Genomic DNA, 14,835 nt, shown 5'->3' with positions numbered 1-14,835 from the left:
GGGTATTCCTCAGGGCTTTGCGGGATACCGCCATTCTGTTCAGTACTGAGCAGGATGCTATCGCTGCTTCTCTGGGCAGCAATGTGTGGCTACGCCACGCAAGCGAACAGGAAAGTTCAGCGTAAATGTATCAGTCCTGCTGCACTATAATGTTCTCGCTTCAAGGTCTCCGCTTTGAGGTTTGCCATTGGACTTGAGCCTTGAGCCACTTGGTTCTTCATTTTTCCCGATCTTTGCCCCCAACTCTATGACCCAACGTGCCCTAATTACCGGCATCACCGGACAGGATGGCTCTTACCTGGCCGAGCTGTTGTTGCAGAAAAACTACGAAGTTCACGGCATCATCCGCCGCGCCAGCACCTTCAACACCGACCGCATCGACCACATCTACGTGGATGCCCATGACCCCCAGGCTAGGCTATTCCTTCACTACGGGGATCTCACGGATGGCACCACCCTGCGCAGGATCCTGGAACAGGTGCAGCCGACGGAAGTGTACAACCTGGGGGCCCAATCCCACGTGCGGGTGAGCTTTGATGCGCCGGAATACACTGTTGATGCAGTGGCCATGGGTACCCTGCGTCTCCTAGAGGCCATCCGCGACTATCAGCAGCGCACCGGGATCCGGGTGAAGTTTTACCAGGCAGGCTCCTCGGAGATGTTCGGCCTGGTGCAGGAGATCCCGCAAAAGGAGACCACCCCCTTCTACCCGCGCAGCCCCTATGCCTGTGCCAAGGTGTACGGCTACTGGCAGACGGTCAACTACCGCGAAGCCTACAACCTCTTCGCCTGCAACGGTATCTTGTTTAACCACGAAAGCCCACGGCGAGGGGAAACCTTTGTAACCCGCAAGATCACCCGCGCCGTCAGCCGCATCGTTGCCGGCAAGCAAAGCAAGCTGTACCTGGGCAACCTGGATGCCAAGCGGGACTGGGGCTACGCCAAAGACTACGTCGAGGGGATGTGGATGATGCTCCAACAACCCCAGCCGGATGACTATGTGCTGGCTACTGGGGAAACCCACACCGTGCGTGAGTTTGTGGAACGGGCCTTCGCGCTGGTGGGCCTGCCGATTACCTGGAAAGGCTCCGGCCAAGCCGAACAGGGGCTGTACAAAGACCAAGTGTTGATCGAGATCGACCCCCGCTACTACCGCCCAACCGAGGTGGATCTGCTGTTGGGGGATGCTTCAAAAGCCAAGCGAGTCCTGGGGTGGGAACCCAAAGTAAGCTTCCCGCAATTGGTGGAGCTGATGGTGCTGGCCGACTTGGAAGCCATCGGCCTGGATCCGGATCCCATCTTGGGGGAACGGCGCACCCTCAACGGCCTGCTCAGCGAAGATCGCGCCTTCATCCGCACCCAAATGGGGGTTCACTACGACTGACAAGACAGTTAGAACGGTGGAGACGGGATCCCAAAAGACAGCCTTGCCCCCTTGCCCAAAGTAGGGATCAAACGCTTAATATAGTAGATCGCCGATTCTTTTGGTGGTTTGTACTCTTGCTCCCTAGCTGACCATCTCTTGCAGAGTTTGTTTGCTGATTTTGGAGAAATGCCCGCATGTCCCGCTACACAGGTCCCCGCCTAAAAATCATTCGTCGCTTCGGGGGACTTGATCTGCCCGGTTTGACGCGCAAGCGCCCCAAAAATACCAATCCACCCGGTATGCACGGGGCCGAGCGCAAGAAAAAATCCGAATATGCCATTCGCCTGGAAGAAAAGCAGAAGGTGCGCTTCAACTACGGGCTGAGCGAGCGGCAGATGATCCGCTACATGCGCAAGGCACGGCGCTCCAAGGGATCCACCGGTTTGGCCTTGCTGCAAATGCTGGAAATGCGGTTGGATTGCATCGTATTTCGTCTTGGCATGGCTCCAACCATTCCGGCAGCTCGGCAGCTCGTGAGCCACGGCCACATAGAGGTTAACGGCCAAAAGGTAACCATTCCCAGCTATGGCTGCAAAGTGGGGGATGTGATTACGGTAAAAAACAAGGAATCTTCCCGCAAGCTGGTGGCCGCCTACGCGGAGTATCCGGGATTGTTCTTGCCAGACTACCTGGAGTTTGACAAAGAAAAGCTGCGCGGACGCATCAAGGAATTGCCTCCCCGCGAGCAAATTTGCGCCCCGGTCAACGAGCTTTTGGTGGTCGAGTTCTATTCCCGCAAGCTCTAGGGATCCCCTTTTGTGGCCATTACAAATTGCAGGGGGGGGCGGTTTGACGTTCTCCCCACACCCGAAGGCAGGGGATTTTTCACGGTTTGCTTTTTCATAGTCTTCACAGAGTTCCCCCTCTTTCTTGCTCGCGTTGGCAATGCGCAGCGCTGGGGTCATAGTCATTTCGATTCAAACCAGGACACTGCACCCACAACTAAAATGTCGGTCGCGTCAGCGTTGCGGAGCAATAATGCAGAGGGCCAGAAGGTTTCTCTCAATAGCCTGGCTGTCTCAGCCTAACCTGAAGCAACTATACTTCCAGCTTGGAATAGAACTGTTTCGTCGCGGTATCCATAGCACCCCTCTCCTTTTGGAAGAAGGGCTGGGAGTGAGGGAGAAAGGCTCAGGTCAAAGGCTGCCAATGGCCCGTTTCAGTTGCACCAAGGCGCGATTGTAGGCGATTACAGCATTGGAAAGGTTGCCACGGGCAGTGGTGAGAGCAGCTTCAGCATTGATCACCTCGGTTTGGGTGCCCACCCCTGCTTGCAAACGCAGCCGGGCCAAGCGCAGGCTCTCTTCTGCCGAGGCAATTGCCACTTTGGCCGAGTCGATCTGTTCACGGCTGGAGCTGAGGGTCAGAAAGGCTTCTTCCACCCCCCGCTGGATTTCGTTGCGGGTGCCGACGAAATCGCTCACGGCCACCTGCCCGTCGATCTGAGCTTGGCGGGCTTGGGCAGCCGCTTCTCCCCCATCGAACCAAGTCAAGCTGAAATTGGCTCCGACCGAATAGCCAACATCAAAGCTATCGCGGCTGGCGTTGAAATCGTTAACGGCATCGAGGCTGGCGAACAAGCCAATTCGGGGGCCATTGCGGGCTTGTGCCAGGCGCACACGGCTTTGGGCCTGCTCCAATTCTCGGCGTCGGCGCTCCAATTCCTGTCGTTGGGCAAAGGCAGCAATGATGGTCTCTTCCAGGCTGAGATCCCACTCTCCCATCGGCTCGATGCGGTCGCTGGCCAACACGTCGGTGGGGCTGGGAAAATTCAGCAGTTCGGCCAGGCGGCGGCGATTCAGTTGCTGGGTGTTCTGGGCCACCAGCAAGGTTTGTCGATTGTTGGCCAATTCCGTCTCTGCCTGGAGAATCTCAAAGCGGGTACCCAGCCCGGCCCGTTCTCGAGCTTGAGCATCCCGCAGAGTAGCTTCAGAGCTTTCAACGGCAGCTTGGCTGATGGCGACCCTGGCGTCCGCGCTTTGCAGATCGTAGTAGGCGTTGGCCACAGCTTGTTTGACCGTCTGCAGCGTTTGCTCCAGTTGCAGTTGGGCGATGCGCAGAGCTTCCTGGGCCAGCTTCAGGTTTTGCTCCCTGAGGCCACTGTCAAAAGCGGTATACTCCACCCGCACCACACTGGCCGAGAGGGTGTGGGATTCGCGCCTTGGCCCACCACCCGGAGAGGGAGCCTCACTGTACTGGTAGTTGGCACGGCTGGAGAGGGTGGGAGCAAAGGCAGCTTGAGCCAGGGCTACCCCGGCCTCGGCCCGCTCGACGGCCAGTCTGGCCTGCTGCACAGTCGGGTTCTGGGCAACGGCGATCTCCAGAGCTTCTTCCAAAGACAAGCCCTCCCTTCGCTCGATACGCACCTGCAAGGGGGATTGAGGCACCACCAATTCTTCAGCCGTCAAAGCCCCCTTTAGAGTCAGGTCAGCCGCAGGGGTGGAGTCAGCAGGGTTGGGGGGAATCGATAGGGTGGGGGGGGGTGGGGGGGTGAGGATTTCGCGGCTGTTGGGCAGAGCAGAGGCAGCGGAGCTGGGAGCTTCTGGCTGAGCAAGAGCAGGGACAGCCCAGAGCAGGCTCAACAGTAGGCCACAGGGGGCAGAACAGGCAAGGTTCAACTGGGATCCCGCCGAGTTTGTCTGCCGTTGAGGAAGTTGAAGCGGATCCCTGGCTCCATTTTGCATCGCCATCGTGCTGTCATTCTCAACATCACCCCTAGCAGTATCGCAAAAGAAAGGACAAAGATAAGACGGTTTTCCGCAGGCTCGCTGGCTGCCCTGTTCGGGCCAGTGGAAGCGAGTCCTCGCATTTGCCCCTGCAACGATGAGGCCGACCTGCGTCTGCCAGGAGCTCCGAGCACGGGCGGGACTCCTCTACACTCAGCAGAGACGCTTGGATTGAGACCGAGTCGGTTTAGATTTAGACTCAGTTTAGAATGGTGGGGCCATCTGTCCGTGATGGCGGGGGTGGGTGTTGTGGGCGATGAAAGGGGGCAAGGTGGCAGACTCTCAGAGCACGCCCAAGCAAGGGGAGACCTCTTCCGGTCGGGATCGGGCCTCGCGGCCGAAAAAAAGTAAGCCAAGCCCTTCTGCCCAGTCCGGGGATTTGGGAACCTCAGAAGCAAGAGCGCGGCCAAAACAGGCCGATAGCACTCCGCGCCGTGCGGAGCAGCAGGAGATTTTACAAGATCACCCTTCTGGCTTGAACCCACCCAAGAATCTCTCTATACTGCAAGGAACTTTATCATCCACCCCAACTTCTTCATCTCCCCTTCAACCTATGCGTGCTCCTTCCTCAGGCGACTTGGATCCCATCCTTCCAGAGGCCCAAGCGGGCTGGTCAGCCAAGGACTCTGTCCCACTTGCGCGAACGGAACCGGATCCCAACACGGAGCACCATTTGGCCCTGAGGCAGCAACAGCCCTTGGAGAGCCGTCTGCTCAAAGCCGAAGCCGAGCTCCAAGAGCGGCGAGTTCTTCAGGAACAACTGCAGGCTTTGCACCAGAAGGTGGCCGAACAAGAGAAGGCGCTGCAGGAGCGGGAGCATCTCTTGCAACAGTTGCAGCAGACTTTGGCGGCTCAGAAAGTCCAGATCTCGGATCAGGAAGCTCAGCTTGCTGCTCGGCAACGCTTAAATGAACGGCAGCGGCAGGATATCGAGGCCCTGCAGGAGCAGATTGAGCAGCTACGCTTGGCCCACGCTCAGGAGCGCCGTCAATGGGAACAGCGCCAGCAGGAGCTGCAAGCTTCTCTTCTGGAAGCCCAAGATGTGGCAGAAAAACGGGTGGAGATGTTGCAGCGTTTTAAGGCAGAGCTTTCTCTGGCCCGCACTCAAATTGCCGAAACTCAGGCGGAGCTGAGCAGCCTGCGGGCTTTGTACAGCGACCAACAGGCAGCCTGGCAGGAGCAACGGGAACACCTCGAGGCCCGTTTGGCGGGCTATGCCGAGACGGAAGCCGAGGCCGAGCAGCGCTGGCGGGAACAACGGCAAGAGCTAGAAGCAGCCCTGGCCGAAGCCCAAGCTCAACTGGCGGCTTTGCAAGCTCAGCAGGAGCATCTGCGCCAGGGATCCCTGGCGCAGCAACAGCTTCAACAGCAGTGGCAGGCCCAGGCCGAAGCGCTGCAAGTGGCCCTCTCTCAAGCCCAGGCGGAAGTTACCCGTTGGCAGCAAGAGCACCGCCATCTGCAGGAACAGTACGCCCAAGCCCAGCAGCATCTCTCCGCCATGGAGCGGCAGTTGCAGGCTGCCTTGGAGCAGTTGGCCGCCCAACCCGACTGGCAGCCACAGTTGCGCTCTGCGCAGGCAACCATTCTCCATCTGCAAGAAGAAATTGCAACCTTGTCCACGCAACTGGAGAAGCAAGCAGAGCAGATCAAAGCCCTGCAAGGGGAGCGTGCTGCCCTGTGGGAAGAAAACCGCTCTCTCCGAGAAAAATACGAGCAGCAGCAGATGCATGTGCTGAGCTTGAAGGCGGCTTTGGAACGCAAAGGCTTGGATGTCCCACCTCGGGCCGATACCTCCAGCGCCCTCACGCGAACAGAGTCCCTTGGCCAGGCTCTGTCTCCAACCCCTGCTGCCAAGCCTACAATTCAGCCCCTGGCCCAACCTCTACCGTCTCGGGCAAGCAAGCGGGCGGTCGATCTGCCGAGGTTTCTGCCCCGTCCGTGAGGGATCCCGTGTTGCAGCCTGTTCCTCCCCGCTGGCTGGAAGTGTGGGTGGATCATCCCCATTTGGGGGGTTGCTTTACCTATCGTGTGCCAGAGGGATCCGCGCCAGAAGCGGGCGACCTGCTCAGCGTACCCTTTGGTCAGCAAATGGCGGGGGCAGTGGCCTTGGGTTGGCGCTCCGAGCTGCCGGCAGGGGTGGATCCGCAGTCGGTGCGGGAGATCGAGGCGGTGGTGGCCAAAGGGATCCTGCCCAAAGAATTCTGGCCCCTGCTGCAGCGGGTGGCCGACTATTACCTCACCCCTCTGGCCCAGGTGGTGCGCACGGTATTGCCCCCCGGCTTGCTCAGCCGTTCTCAGCGGCGTGTCCGCTTGCTCAGGCTCCCTGCCGAAGGGGAGGAATGTTCGCCGGCTGCCCAAACCCTGCTGCAGCTGCTTCAGGCCAAAGGGGGAGAGCTGTCTTGGCGCTATGTGCAACAGCAGGTGCCCACTGCCGCCCTCGCCCTGCGGGAACTGCAGCGACGGGGTTGGGTGGAGAGCTTTTGGCAGGAGCAACAGGGGGGCAGGGTGAAAACCCAGCTGGCCGCCAGTCTGGCCGACGACTCCCCAGAGGGGCTGAGCCTCCCTCAGCAGAAGGCGCTGCAGATCCTCAAGCAGAAGGGGGGAGAGCTGCTGCTCGCCGAGTGGGAGCGCCTGGCAGGAGTGAGCCGAGCGGTTCTGCAGGGGTTGGCCCGCAAAGGCCGTGTCCACCTCTACGAGCGCCCACTGCTGCGGCTGGGAGATGCCAGCCTGCCGGGGTGGCGGGATCCGCCCAGGCCCTTGACGGCCGCCCAGGCCCAGGCGGCAGAGGCGATCCGGCAAGCTTTGGGCCGGTTCCAGCGGTTTTTGCTGCACGGGGTCACCGGTTCTGGGAAAACGGAAGTGTACCTGCAGGTAATCGCCCAGGTGCTGCAGCAAGGACGGTCGGCGCTGGTGCTGGTGCCCGAGATCGGCCTTACCCCGCAACTGATGGATCGGTTTCGGGCGCGGCTGGGATCCCAGGTGTGGGCCTACCACAGCGGCCTCTCGGAAGGCGAGCGCTACGACACCTGGCGGCAGATGCTGTCCTCCACCCCCCAAGTGGTGATCGGCACCCGCTCGGCGGTGTTTGCCCCCTTGTCCAAGCTGGGCCTGATCGTCTTGGACGAAGAGCACGACGACAGCTTCAAGCAGGATCAGCCCCAGCCCTGCTACCACGCCCGTCAGGTGGCCGAGTGGCGGGCCGAGCTGGCCGGTTGTCCCCTGGTCCTGGGCAGTGCAACCCCAGCGGTGGAAACCTATGCCGCCCATCTGCAGGATCCGCAGCGGTGGATCCGGCTGGCCCTGCCGCAGCGCATCCCCCAAGCTGGGATCCCGGCCACCCTGCCCCAACTGGAGCTGGTGGACATGCGCCAGGAGCTCCAAGCCGGCAACCGCAGCATCCTCAGCCGCCGTCTACACCAGGCCCTGCAGCAGACGCTGGACAGAGGGGAACAGGCCATTCTCTTTGTCCCCCGCCGCGGCCACAGCACCTTCGTCTTGTGCCGTAGCTGCGGGTTTGTCCTCACCTGCGAGCATTGTGATGTTTCTCTCACCTTTCATCTGGCCCATCTCGGCGGGCAGGAACTGCGCTGCCACTACTGCGGCGCCCGCCAACCCCATCCGCAGCGCTGCCCCGCCTGTGGATCCCCCTACCTGAAGCACTTCGGCACCGGCACCCAAAAAGTGGTGGAAGTGCTGCACCAGCATTGGCCCCAGCTCTCGATTTTGCGCTACGACAGCGACGCCACCCGCCGCAAGGGATCCCATCGCGATTTGCTGGAGCAGTTTCGCAGCGGCAAGGCCCAGGTGCTGGTGGGCACGCAAATGCTCACCAAAGGGCTGGACATACCCCAGGTAACCTTGGTGGGCGTGATGGCCGCTGATGGGCTGTTGCACCAAGCCGACTATCGCGCCGGCGAGCGCAGCTTTCAACTGCTCACCCAGGTGGCAGGGCGCTCGGGCCGGGGATCCCTGCCGGGACAGGCGATTATCCAGACCTATCTGCCGGAGCACCCGATTTTGAGGGCGGTGCTGGCCCAAGATTACGAGGGCTTCTTGCGGGCAGAACTGCAACAACGGCAAGAGGGGGGCTATCCTCCCCATCGAGCCTTGATTTTGATCCGCTTGAGCAGCACCCGCCTGGAAGCCCTGGAGCGCTACTGCCATCGGGTGGCCGAACGCCTACAGGGGATCCCAGCAGAGGTGTTGGGGCCGGGGCCAGCTCAGGTGGAGCGGGTTGCCGGACGCTACCGCTGGCAGATCCTGCTGAAGCAACTGCCCGACCAAGATTGGGATCGCCCGAAGCTGGCTGCGCAGATCCAGGCCGCCATTGGCCATCTCCCCCAAGGGATCCGCGTCAGCCTGGATGTGGATCCCCTGCGGATTCTCTAGGAACAGTTGACCCGGCGCGCGGCAAGCCCGCCGATCCCGCGAGATCTTCCCGCGAGATCTTAAGGTAGTCTGGTTTCGGGGCCACCCGTATCCAACTCAACTCTGGCAAAGCATGGCTGAAAACCGGACTGGTGCGTTTATCGGTGGGCTGTTGCTGGGAACTGCTGTGGGCACCGCCATCGGCCTGCTCTTGGCTCCCCGCAGCGGACGGGAGACGCGGCGACTGCTGAAGAAATCGGCAGAGGCCCTGCCAGAGGTGGCAGAAGATGTGACCAGCAGTCTGCAATATCAATCGGAAAAGTTGTTCGACGCTGCCCAACGCAGTTTGGATGAGGCTCTGCTGCGGCTGCAGCAGGCAGTGGCGGTGGGCAAAGAAGCCATGTTGCAGAAGCGAAGGGAGCTGCTCCAAGCCCAGAACTCGCGTCCCTTTGGCGGGGAAGAAGCTGACCTAGAAGCTCGGGATGGGGAGGAGGCGGCGGGATGAACGACCCGGTCTTTTGGCTCGGCCTCTCGGTAGGCCTGGTAGCAGTGGGCATTTTGGCAGTGATCCTGACCCTACTACCTGCCGTCATTCAACTGGGTCGAGCTGCCCAGAGCGTGGAGCGCTTTTTCGACACGCTGCTGCGGGAATTGCCGCCCACGCTGGAGGCCCTGCGCCTGACCAGCCTGGAAGTGAGCGAGATTGCCGACAGCCTCGACGAAGGGGTGAAAGGGGCCGGGCAAGTGGTGAAGCAGGTCAACCGCTCCATCGAAGGAGCACGCACCCAAGCCCAGGGCGCCCAAGTCAATATCCGCAGCTTTTGGGCAGGGGTACGGGCAGCCTGGCAGACGCTGTCCGGCGAAGTGCCCCCCACCACTGGCGCGATTCACAACCCGCGGCTGCGCCCATCCGACCCATCCAACCGTTCTTTCTCCGTCGCTTCCTCAACCATTCCCCTGGGGGATGTTCGCCCTTTTGCCGACAGATCCACGCCAGAGGGATCCCAAGCCGCTGCCCAATCTTCCCGACCGGACATCGCCAATCCCTAGGCGTTCCTCAGGATCTTCTGAAAGACAGGCGTAGGAGGCTGGGGCTCTTGCCCGGGGGGAAGCTGGCCCCAAGTCGCATCGGGATCCCAGCGCAGTTGCAGGGTGTCGGCGAGGGAGAACCCCAGCTGCTGCAGGATCTTGAGGCTGAGAGCGGGAATGAGGGGGGAGAGCAGGACTGCCACCCAGCGCACACTTTCCAAAACGGCGTAGAGAATCTGGGCCACCCGTTCGTTTTGCCCTTGCTTGTGCAGCGTCCAAGGAGCCTGCTCATCAAGGTATTTGTTGCTGGCCTGGGCTAAGCTGAGGGCTTTGCGGGCAGCAGAGCTGGGATCCAGCCGCTCGTAGGCGTCGGCCACTGCCGGGGCAAGGCGCTCGGCCAGGGTTTTGAGGGGGTGATCTGCAGGGATCCCAACTGCGGGAATGCGGTAGTCCGGTTGATATTTCTTGAGCATGGTGAGGGTGCGGTTGAGCAGATTGCCCAGATCGTTGGCCAGATCGGCGTTGAGCACGTCAATAAAGCGGCCCTCGCTGAAATCGCCATCCTTGCCCAGCTCGATTTCCGTCAGGAAGTAGTAGCGCACGGCATCGGCGCCGTATTGCTGCACCAGCTCAAAGGGATCCACCGTGTTCCCCAAGCTTTTGCTCATCTTGAGGCCATCCTTGGTGAGAAAGCCGTGGCCAAAGATTTGTTTGGGCAGAGGCAGACCGGCCGACATGAGCATAGCCGGCCAGTAGATGGCATGAAAGCGGACGATGTCCTTGCCCACCAGGTGCACATCCGCAGGCCAGTAGCGGCGTAGGGCATTTGCCAAGGTGGGCTCGTCGTCAGGATCCAGAGCGGCACTGATGTAGTTGATCAGAGCGTCAAACCAGACGTAGAGGGTTTGGCCGGGATCCGCCGGAAAAGGGATCCCCCAGGAGACACTAGGGCGAGAGATGGAAAAGTCCCGCAGGCCCTGCTTGACAAAGTTAATCACCTCATTGCGGCGGCTTTCTGGTTGGATAAACTCCGGCTGCTCGGCATAGAGGGCTTCCAGCTTTTCCTGGTAGCGGGAGAGGCGAAAAAAGTAGTTTTCTTCATCTTTCCACTCCACTTTCTTGGTGGGGTGCAGAGGGCAAAACCCACCTTCTAGCAGCTCGGCCTCGTCTTTGAACTCTTCGCAGGCCACACAGTACCAACCCTGCTGCCGGCCAATGAAAATATCTCCCTGATCCCAGACCCGCTGAAAAAACTCCCGCACAATGGCTTTGTGGCGAGGGTTGGTGGTGCGGATAAAGCGGTCGTAGCGGATGTCTAGCAACTGCCAAAGCTGGGCAAACTGAGCCGCAATCTCGTCACAGTGCTGCTGAGGGGGAATGCCGCGCTCTTCGGCGGTGCGCTGGATCTTCTGGCCGTGCTCGTCAGTTCCCGTCACCATCAGCACATCCTTGCCCCGCAGGCGGTGGTAACGGGCGATGGCATCCGCCACTAGGGTGGTGTAGGCGCTGCCAATATGGGGGGCAGCGTTGACGTAGTAGATGGGGGTGGTGATGACAAAGGTGGAATCCGGCATGAGCATCCGCAAGGCTTTCTCCCATGATAGAGGTTGCCGGAAAGTCCAAAAGGCTAAGCCAGAGCGTGGGTGGGGAGAGGCTCATTCGATGAAACTTCAGGTTAACCTTCCGGGGTGGAGCAGGGTAGCCTTGGGAGCAGGGATCCTGGGCGCCGGAGCGGCTCTGGCCCAGCCCTTGCCGGAAACCCGCATCCCCTGTGAGATCTTCATTGCCGGGGGCGGGCTGGGGGGGGTGGCGGCAGCCTATGACGCGCTGCAACTGGGCCGGCAGGTGTGCATGACGGAGATCACCGATTGGATCGGGGGGCAGGTGAGCGCCCAGGGAGTCTCCGCTTTGGACGAGCGACCCCTGCAACGAGAAAATGACATCTTCCCCAAAGGCTACAGCGAGTTTCGCCGGCGGGTACGGGAAAAATACGGCGGCGATCCCAATCCGGGCAAATGCTGGGTGAGCGTGCTCTGCTTTTCCCCTCAGGTGGGCCACCAGGTGATTCGGGAGATGTTGGATCCCTATCTGCAGTCGGGGCAGTTGCGGCTGTTCACCGAGACGGTAGTGAAGGATTTGGAGATCAAAGACTCTCAGATCCGCAGTGTGCAGGCCATTCGCAACATCCCCAAACACGCCGGCGTGGAGCCGGAGCAGCGGGGGGATTTGTCCACCTATCTCCTGGACTTTTACCGCCTGGAGCCCACCGACGACTGGGACAAGGAGATCCTGCGCTTTGAGCCGCCGCCAGAACGCCAGGGGAAAACCCTGCCCTGGGTGGTGATCGATGCCACCGAAACCGGCGAGCTGCTGCCCCTGGCGCGGGTGCCCTACCGCCTGGGAACCGATGGCCAAAGCCGCTGGGAACCCAGCTCCAAGCCCTACGTGGATCCCTACTGTACCCAGGGCTTCACCTACACCTTTGTCATGGAGCGCTTCCCCGTGCCGCAGGTGCCGGTCAAGCCGGAGTTCTACAACGATCCCCTGCACGGCCCCTACTACAGTTACGAACACCCTCGCTTCAACTTTGCGCTGATCTTCACCTACCGCCGCATCCGGGGGCAGGTGTTCGGCTTTGGGGAAGAGGCCATCCGGGTGGGGGATCAGTCAATGCAAAACTGGACTTGGGGCAACGACTGGCGCATCACAGGGCCGGATAAGAATTTCATCCTCACCCACGAGCAGTTGCAGGCTTCAGGCCAGTTGGATCCCGGCGGCTGGATGGGGGGCCTGCGGGTGGAAGCCCTGCGGCGAGCTGAGCAGCATGCTAAGGGCTTTTTCTACTGGCTGGTGGCGGGAAGGACGGATTTTCTCCTGCAACAGGAGGATCCCAACTTTCAAAAAGACTTCTACTTGCGCTATGCCTACCTACGGGGGCCCAATACCCCCATGGGAACTGCCAGCGGCCTCTCCAAGTACCCTTATATCCGCGAGTCGCGGCGCATCATTGGTCGGCCCAGCCTCTCCTACCCAGAAGGATTTACCATCTACGAGTCGGACATCACCACACGGGAATCGGAGCTAAACCGCGGGCGGCCCTTCATCTTCTACGACTCGGTGGGGGTGGGCCAGTACCCCATCGACTTTCACGACTGCCTGCTGCCGGGTTTTTCCCTGCCCCCCAGCAACAACAAAGACGCGCAGGCCCCCAGCTACCCTTACCAGATCCCCCTGCGGGCTCTGATCCCCCAGCGCATTGACAATCTGCTAGCCGGCAACAAAAATATCGCCACCAGCCGCATTGCCAGTGCCTCCTACCGGGTGCATCCGGTGGAATGGGCCATTGGTACCGCCGCCGGCCACACGGCCCACTTTGCCCTAGAACGGGATCTGATCCCGGCGGAGATCGTGGAGGAGCCGCTTTTGGATTTGCGGCTGTTGCCAGCTCTCCAGGCCCAAATCCAGAGCTTGGGCAACCCCATTCAATTTCCTGGCACCACCATTACCGCCACCGATTGGGCCCAATCCCGCTAGCCTAGAAAGGCAGGGTTGGGAGTTGACCGGTGGATCCCGTTGGGGTTGGACTTGTGGGCTGGGAGATGCTTCGCCCCTCTTTATGGGCCGCCACGGCTCTGTGGGGCTTAGGGCTAATGTGGGGGTTTTCGCCGCTGCATCAAAAGCTGCAGGAGAGCTGGGAAAAGCAATTGCTATGGGATCCCAGTGGAGCTTTGGCTTCCTTGCTGAGCACCCTTCCCTTTTTGCTGGCAGCAGGCTTGGTGGTAGCCCTGACGGAGATCTCCTTGGGCAAAAGCTGGGCCGTCTCCTGCGGCCTGATCGCCTGCGTCGGCGGAGGCCTCTATGAACTGGGCCGGCGGGACAATGCCAGGTAACTCAAGCGCTCCGTGTTGTTAACGCAACTACCCCCAGTCTCCTCCCCTAGGGAGCGGATAAGCAACGCCAAGTTAGAGCGGCTTCAAGCGATGACCCCCCTCCAAGAAGCAGCAGAAGCAGCGGCCAAGCTGCTGGTATTCCGGGACATCTGCACCCACCCCCTAGCCCTAGCCTGGCAGGAGCTAATCCAGCAGTTGATGAGTGGGGATCCCCTGCCGTGCTGGAGGGCCTACGGGCGCTGGTTTGAGCTTTTGGCCCGGCAGGGCCTGAGCTGGCGGCAATGGCTGATCCGGGAGATCCGCTGGGCCGATAACCCCTTTGCCCGTGCAGCGCTGCAGCCCCAAGGGATCCCAGAGCCTCTTATGCAGGCTGCCCGCCACGACCTGCGCTGTCTGCAAACCCTAGCGGACAGTCAGGAGACCATTGCCGAGCAGATGCAGGCGTTGGGGTTGGGGATCCCCTGGCCCGATGGGGAAACCGATAGCGCTGGCTGGGATCCCCGCTCTTTTGCCGATTGGGGCCAGAGCTTGGAGACCTTAATTGCCCACTACCGCCAAAGGGGGGTAGGGCTCTGTGGTCGCTACTGGGCCTTTCGCTGGGGGCCAGCAGGGCTAGAAGGGATCCCTGCTCCCGATCTGTCTGACTGGGAGGAGATCTACGGCTACGAACGGCAGAAACAGCAGTTGGCGGCCAACACCGAAGCGCTGCTGCGGGGGGATCCGGCTTTGCATGTGTTGCTCTACGGGGCGCGGGGCACCGGCAAGTCTTCTCTGGTGAAGGCGTTGTTGCGCCGCTACGGCCCGCAGGGGTTGCGCCTATTGGAGCTGCGACGAACTGACTTGGTTCAGTTGCCGGAGATTTTGGCAGAGCTGCGGGCGCAGGTGTTGCCTTTTATCTTGTTTGTGGACGATCTCTCCTTTGAGGCAGAGGAAACCGAGTTCAAGCAGCTCAAGGTGCTCCTGGAGGGGGATCTCGTTGCGCCGCCCCCCAACGTGCGCCTTTATGCCACCAGCAACCGCCGCCATCTCATCCGCGAGTTTTTCGGCGACCGTCCCAATCCCCAAGATCAAGAAGTCCACGCCTGGGATACGGTCCAGGAAAAGCTGTCGCTGCGGGATCGCTTCGGCCTCACCCTCACCTTCACCCCCTTCACCCAGGGAGATTACCTGGCAACCGTAGAACACTTGGCCCAGCGGCTGGGTTTCACCCAATCTCTGGATGCCCTGCGCCGCCAGGCCTTAATCTGGGCCCAACAGCAAAACGGCTTTTCCGGTCGCACTGCCCGCCAGTTCTTGGATGCCGTTCGGGCAGGGCTGGTGAAAGGCAACGATGGACTTCCGAGCTAGAGGTGGTGACTATTCCAAACTGATACATTTACGCTGAACACTGCTGAAC

The 14,835-nt window shown here is 60.7% G+C and carries 11 protein-coding genes; 9 read left to right on the top strand and 2 right to left on the bottom strand.

Annotated elements, in window-relative coordinates; all coding sequences use genetic code 11:
• Positions 1 to 247 precede the first annotated feature (247 nt).
• Both gmd and rpsD read left to right on the top strand, forming a co-directional pair.
• Positions 248 to 1,384 carry a GDP-mannose 4,6-dehydratase gene (gmd, locus tag NW856_RS11350; RefSeq protein ID WP_414357356.1) on the top strand — a complete coding sequence of 379 codons (1,137 nt, stop codon included), beginning with the start codon at positions 248 to 250 and terminating at the stop codon, positions 1,382 to 1,384.
• A gap of 176 nt (positions 1,385 to 1,560) precedes the next feature.
• Positions 1,561 to 2,172 carry a 30S ribosomal protein S4 gene (gene rpsD / locus NW856_RS11345; RefSeq protein WP_011432724.1) on the top strand — a complete coding sequence of 204 codons (612 nt, stop codon included), beginning with the start codon at positions 1,561 to 1,563 and terminating at the stop codon, positions 2,170 to 2,172.
• Between the two features lie 390 nt (positions 2,173 to 2,562).
• Here rpsD and NW856_RS11340 read toward each other — a convergent pair whose 3' ends face one another.
• Entirely contained in the window at positions 2,563 to 4,116 is a 1,554-nt protein-coding gene (locus tag NW856_RS11340) for a TolC family protein (RefSeq protein WP_414400337.1), read from the bottom strand.
• Positions 4,117 to 4,705: 589 nt separating this feature from the next.
• Between NW856_RS11340 and NW856_RS11335 the strand changes: the two genes are divergently transcribed.
• The 4 genes from NW856_RS11335 (at position 4,706) to NW856_RS11320 (ending at position 9,570) form a co-directional block, all read left to right on the top strand.
• Complete coding sequence (locus NW856_RS11335) at positions 4,706 to 6,094, top strand: hypothetical protein (RefSeq protein ID WP_414400336.1); 1,389 nt, start codon at positions 4,706 to 4,708, stop codon at positions 6,092 to 6,094.
• 41 nt (positions 6,095 to 6,135) lie between these two features.
• The gene (gene priA / locus NW856_RS11330; RefSeq protein WP_414400340.1) at positions 6,136 to 8,541 is read left to right on the top strand and encodes a primosomal protein N'; all 2,406 of its coding nucleotides are present in this window, start codon (positions 6,136 to 6,138) and stop codon (positions 8,539 to 8,541) included.
• Between the two features lie 112 nt (positions 8,542 to 8,653).
• Positions 8,654 to 9,025 carry a YtxH domain-containing protein gene (locus tag NW856_RS11325; RefSeq protein ID WP_011433806.1) on the top strand — a complete coding sequence of 124 codons (372 nt, stop codon included), beginning with the start codon at positions 8,654 to 8,656 and terminating at the stop codon, positions 9,023 to 9,025.
• Entirely contained in the window at positions 9,022 to 9,570 is a 549-nt protein-coding gene (locus NW856_RS11320; RefSeq protein WP_414400334.1) for a hypothetical protein, read from the top strand. Before NW856_RS11325 ends, NW856_RS11320 begins: the two co-directional genes overlap by 4 nt.
• Here the strand turns inward: NW856_RS11320 and metG are convergent.
• Positions 9,567 to 11,123 carry a methionine--tRNA ligase gene (metG, locus tag NW856_RS11315; protein ID WP_414400339.1) on the bottom strand — a complete coding sequence of 519 codons (1,557 nt, stop codon included), beginning with the start codon at positions 11,121 to 11,123 and terminating at the stop codon, positions 9,567 to 9,569. The genes NW856_RS11320 and metG overlap by 4 nt on opposite strands.
• 88 nt (positions 11,124 to 11,211) lie before the next feature.
• Between metG and NW856_RS11310 the strand changes: the two genes are divergently transcribed.
• The 3 genes from NW856_RS11310 to NW856_RS11300 all read left to right on the top strand — a co-directional run bounded on the left by NW856_RS11310 (position 11,212) and on the right by NW856_RS11300 (position 14,786).
• The gene (locus tag NW856_RS11310; protein ID WP_414400332.1) at positions 11,212 to 13,083 is read left to right on the top strand and encodes an FAD-dependent oxidoreductase; all 1,872 of its coding nucleotides are present in this window, start codon (positions 11,212 to 11,214) and stop codon (positions 13,081 to 13,083) included.
• A gap of 65 nt (positions 13,084 to 13,148) precedes the next feature.
• Positions 13,149 to 13,439 carry a hypothetical protein gene (locus NW856_RS11305; protein WP_011433810.1) on the top strand — a complete coding sequence of 97 codons (291 nt, stop codon included), beginning with the start codon at positions 13,149 to 13,151 and terminating at the stop codon, positions 13,437 to 13,439.
• A gap of 90 nt (positions 13,440 to 13,529) precedes the next feature.
• On the top strand, positions 13,530 to 14,786 hold the full coding sequence (locus NW856_RS11300; protein WP_414400330.1) for a DUF815 domain-containing protein: 1,257 nt from the start codon (positions 13,530 to 13,532) through the stop codon (positions 14,784 to 14,786).
• Positions 14,787 to 14,835 lie beyond the last annotated feature (49 nt).

Origin of the sequence: Synechococcus sp. R3-13 (assembly GCF_047462195.1) — a bacterium.
Taxonomy (GTDB): Bacteria; Cyanobacteriota; Cyanobacteriia; order Thermostichales; family Thermostichaceae; genus Thermostichus.
The sequence above is the reverse complement of the archived record's forward strand: the minus strand, read 5'-3'. Positions and strand labels throughout refer to the sequence as shown.

What these genes read in the sequence shown, in the direction of transcription:
- gmd (WP_414357356.1), top strand. Translation starts at nt 248, where the DNA reads ATGACCCAACGTGCCCTAATTACCGGCATCACCGGACAGGATGGCTCT.
- rpsD (WP_011432724.1), top strand. Translation starts at nt 1,561, where the DNA reads ATGTCCCGCTACACAGGTCCCCGCCTAAAAATCATTCGTCGCTTCGGG.
- NW856_RS11340 (WP_414400337.1), bottom strand. Translation starts at nt 4,116, where the DNA reads ATGGCGATGCAAAATGGAGCCAGGGATCCGCTTCAACTTCCTCAACGG.
- NW856_RS11335 (WP_414400336.1), top strand. Translation starts at nt 4,706, where the DNA reads ATGCGTGCTCCTTCCTCAGGCGACTTGGATCCCATCCTTCCAGAGGCC.
- NW856_RS11325 (WP_011433806.1), top strand. Translation starts at nt 8,654, where the DNA reads ATGGCTGAAAACCGGACTGGTGCGTTTATCGGTGGGCTGTTGCTGGGA.
- NW856_RS11320 (WP_414400334.1), top strand. Translation starts at nt 9,022, where the DNA reads ATGAACGACCCGGTCTTTTGGCTCGGCCTCTCGGTAGGCCTGGTAGCA.
- metG (WP_414400339.1), bottom strand. Translation starts at nt 11,123, where the DNA reads ATGCCGGATTCCACCTTTGTCATCACCACCCCCATCTACTACGTCAAC.
- NW856_RS11310 (WP_414400332.1), top strand. Translation starts at nt 11,212, where the DNA reads ATGAAACTTCAGGTTAACCTTCCGGGGTGGAGCAGGGTAGCCTTGGGA.
- NW856_RS11305 (WP_011433810.1), top strand. Translation starts at nt 13,149, where the DNA reads ATGCTTCGCCCCTCTTTATGGGCCGCCACGGCTCTGTGGGGCTTAGGG.
- NW856_RS11300 (WP_414400330.1), top strand. Translation starts at nt 13,530, where the DNA reads ATGACCCCCCTCCAAGAAGCAGCAGAAGCAGCGGCCAAGCTGCTGGTA.